Source organism: Nocardia sp. 852002-20019_SCH5090214, from assembly GCF_001665865.1.
Classification (GTDB): Bacteria; Actinomycetota; Actinomycetes; order Mycobacteriales; family Mycobacteriaceae; genus Nocardia; species Nocardia nova.
Window position 1 is genome coordinate 1 of sequence record NZ_LZMK01000121.1, and the last position, 3,674, is coordinate 3,674.

The window sequence follows — 3,674 nt, forward strand, 5'->3', positions numbered from 1 at the left end:
GTTCCCAGGCCGAGGCCTCCCGCGCCGAGATCACCGCACTGCGCGAAGAACTCGCGTCCGTGCGGTCGGAGGCCCGCGCCGACCGTGAGCAGCTGCGCACCGACCACGCCGCCGATATCACCCGCGTCCAGGCCGCCGCCGACGCTCGCGTCGCCACTTTGGAGCGGGCCCTGACCACTGCCGAACAGACAACCGCCCGTCTGCAAACCCAGCTCGATCAGCTGGCCCACGAAGGGGAGAACTGATGTTCCGTCGTAAACCCACCACCAGCAGCGCGGATCTGCTGCTGACCGGCGAGCTGACCCAGCGGGTGCAGGTCGCCGAGGACCGGCTGGTGTATCAGCACAACCCGGCCCTGCACGCCGCCCTGTCGGAGCGGGAACTGCTGGCCGATCGAGAGGTCGCCGAACGCATCCGCGACCATCACCGCAGCGAGAAACTTGCCGCGATCGAGGCCGGCGAGATGACCGCCGCCCAGATCCGCAAGGCCACCGAGGCCATCGTGAAGGCCGACGCCCGCGATCTGGTCATGGCCCGGCGCGCCCTGGCCGATCACCGCCGCGAGGACAGCGCCCACGCCCAGCTGGCCAAGCTCTACCGCGGCAAGCGGTGGTGCGGTTGGGCATTGGCCGGCGTCGTCATCGCCGCGATGCTCTACAGCGCGGTCAACGTCCAGCACAACCTCGCCCCCGGCGGCCCGTCCGATCCGCTGTACTGGATCAGCTACGTGCTGGAGGCGCTGATCTCGACCGTGCTGGTGGTCTACATGGTCTCCGGCAGCGCCGTCGCCCGGTGGGGGATCGACGACGATGCCGACCTGATCCGCAATCTCGAGTACCTGCTGCTGGCCGGATCGATCGGGCTCAACGTGTTCCCGTACTTCCGCCACGGCGAGTGGGTCAACATCGGCGTGCACTCGGTGGCGCCGGTGATGGTCGGTGTGGCGCTGTTCTCCCATGACGCGGTCGCCCGCCGATACGGGCGAGCGATCTCGCGGGCATCGGAGCGCGCCTCCGAGGTCGACGACACCGCCGAACGGCTGGCCGCGCTGCACCAGCTCGGCGAGACCGTGCAGACCGTGCAACCGGTGCCCAGCTATCAGACCCCGGCCCCGGAGACGGTGAACCGTGCAGCCGAGACCGTGCAGGAACTCACTCAGACCGTGCACCCGGCCGCCGCCCCGGCCCCGGCGACCGTGCAACCGGCCCAGACCGAGCGGGCCCGGACCGTGCAGTCACCGAGCACCGAGCAGAGCCGGACCGTGCAACCGGTGGCCGAGACCGCGACCGCGCCGGAGATCGTGGAAACCGTGCAGGGCGAGGTGCACGCCGAGCAGCACACTGTGCAGACCGACACCGAGACCGCCCCGGCTGGTGAGGCCGAATCGGTCGCGCAGCCGGTGGCCGCCGAGGACAGCAGCGTGTGGGCCGAGGCTCACGAGGTGCGTGAGCGTGGCCTGTCCGGCCTGGGCGTCGACCAGCTCGCGGAGATCTTCACCCTTACCGATGAGCAGTGGACTCCGGCCGCGATCGGCAGTGCGATCGGGGTGCCCGGTTCGCGGGTGCTCAACGTGCTGGAGGCCCGCCGCCGCGTGCAGCAGCCGCCCTCGGCGCTCCTGGAGACCGTGCATACCCCCGCTGTGACCGTGCAGTCGGCCCCGACCGTGCAGGCCTCGCCGGAGCCGGAACCGAGCACCGAGCAGATCCAGACCGTGCAGTCACCGAGCACCGAGCAGAGCCGGACCGTGCAACCGGTGGCCGAGACCGCGACCGCGCCGGAGATCGTGGAAACCGTGCAGGGCGAGGTGCACGCCGAGCAGCACACTGTGCAGACCGACACCGAGACCGCCCCGGCTGGTGAGGCCGAATCGGTCGCGCAGCCGGTGGCCGCCGAGGACAGCAGCGTGTGGGCCGAGGCTCACGAGGTGCGTGAGCGTGGCCTGTCCGGCCTGGGCGTCGACCAGCTCGCGGAGATCTTCACCCTTACCGATGAGCAGTGGACTCCGGCCGCGATCGGCAGTGCGATCGGGGTGCCCGGTTCGCGGGTGCTCAACGTGCTGGAGGCCCGCCGCCGCGTGCAGCAGCCGCCCTCGGCGCTCCTGGAGACCGTGCATACCCCCGCTGTGACCGTGCAGTCGGCCCCGACCGTGCAGGCCTCGCCGGAGCCGGAACCGAGCACCGAGCAGATCCAGACCGTGCAGTCACCGAGCACCGTGCAGCCGACCGTGCAGCCGGAGACCGTGCAAACCGTGCACACCGTGCAACCCGAGACGGCGAACCGTGCAGCCGAGCCGGTTACCGGGCAGCAGCCCGCCGCCGAGGACACCGAGTTGTGGGCGCTGGCGGCTGAGGTGCACGCCGGGATGAAGCGGACCAAGTACACCGTCGCCGACGTCGCCCAGGTGTTGATCGCTCACCGCCGCCACGGCCAGAGCCCGGACCAGATCTACCGCGCCCACGGCCCGCACCGCGACAGCTGCAAGACCTGGATCGCCCGCGCCGCCGAGATCGAGGCCGACCGCGCCGCTGGAATGGCCCCGGTCATCTCCCTGCGCGACCGCGGATAGCGCCTCACGCTTCAACAGAGACGAGACCCCGGCGGGAGGTAGCCGCCGGGGTCTCGTCGTGTTCAGACCCTACTCCGGCGCGGGCCCAGAACCCGCGCAGCCGGCCGTCCGCGCCTGCGCCCGGCGTCTCGGTCCGGGGGAGTGTGGTCCGCGTTTCGGCTCGCGCTCCGCGCATTGCCGCCGCGCGGCGCTGGGACAGAATGAGTTGGAGCGAGCTAGAATTTAGGTGCACTAACGTGCATCCCGCCTCAGGTGTGGGCGGTCGCTGCGCTGGGCATGGAGGAGGCTGCGGATGGCAGGGGAGTCGGCTGAGCGCCGGGCGCGGGCCGCGCGGGAGCGGCAGGCCAACGTGGCCGGAGGGCGACCACACCGGACGGTGGTGAAGCTGTCGGATGACGAGCAGTCCCAGCTTTCGGCCAAGGCTGCGGCTGCGGGGATGTCGGTACCGCGGCTGTTGGTGTCGGCGGCGCTGGAGCGGGAGGGTGGGGAGCCGGGGCGCGCGGCTGCGGCGGCTGCGGTGCTGGACTTGGACGAGCAGGTGCGCCGGATCGGCAACAACCTCAACCAGCTGGTGCGCTACGCCCACCAGCAGCGCGAGCTGCCCGAGGAGGTCGTTCCCGCGTTGCGGGCGGTGGTGCGGGTGTCGCTGACGCTGGACGAGCTGGCTCGGTGGGTGATGGGTAAAGCGCCGGCGGTGTCGGCCGCGGTGCTCGACGGTGTGGATTTGGATGTCGAGCTGCCGCCCGACGATGACGGTGACGCCGGTTCGTGGGCGAGTCAGATCGACGGGTGAGCCGATGATCCCGAACGTGGTCAAGGGCTCCGACATCAAACGGCTGCTCTGGTATTTGGCTGGGCCGGGCCGGGCGAATGAGCACACGAACCCGCGCGTGATCGCGGGTGATGTGGTGTCGATGGCGGTGTTCGGGGGTCCGATCGATCAGCGGCGGGCCTGGGAGGTGGGGGCGTTGCTGGACTCGCCGCGCCAGACCCTGCTGCGCGGTGAGCCGGTGCTGGCGACGTCGTACAAGCAGGCCCGGCAGCTGATGAAGGAGGGAATGTCGCGGACCGCGGCGTTCGAGGCGGCGACGAAGGACGAGAACACCTG

General features: G+C 70.9%; 2 protein-coding genes and 2 pseudogenes. All 4 read left to right on the plus strand.

Annotated features, from left to right (window positions below; genetic code table 11):
• A pseudogene (locus A5780_RS40790) lies at positions 1-245 on the plus strand (hypothetical protein); the annotation flags it as partial.
• Entirely contained in the window at positions 245-2,566 is a 2,322-nt protein-coding gene (locus A5780_RS09915) for a hypothetical protein (RefSeq protein ID WP_064908276.1), read from the plus strand. The pseudogene A5780_RS40790 and the gene A5780_RS09915, both read left to right, overlap by 1 nt.
• A 292-nt stretch (positions 2,567-2,858) precedes the next feature.
• Complete coding sequence (locus A5780_RS09920; RefSeq protein WP_082976380.1) at positions 2,859-3,359, plus strand: MobC family plasmid mobilization relaxosome protein; 501 nt, start codon at positions 2,859-2,861, stop codon at positions 3,357-3,359.
• Between the two features lie 4 nt (positions 3,360-3,363).
• Positions 3,364-3,674, plus strand: a pseudogene (locus A5780_RS09925) (hypothetical protein); the annotation flags it as partial.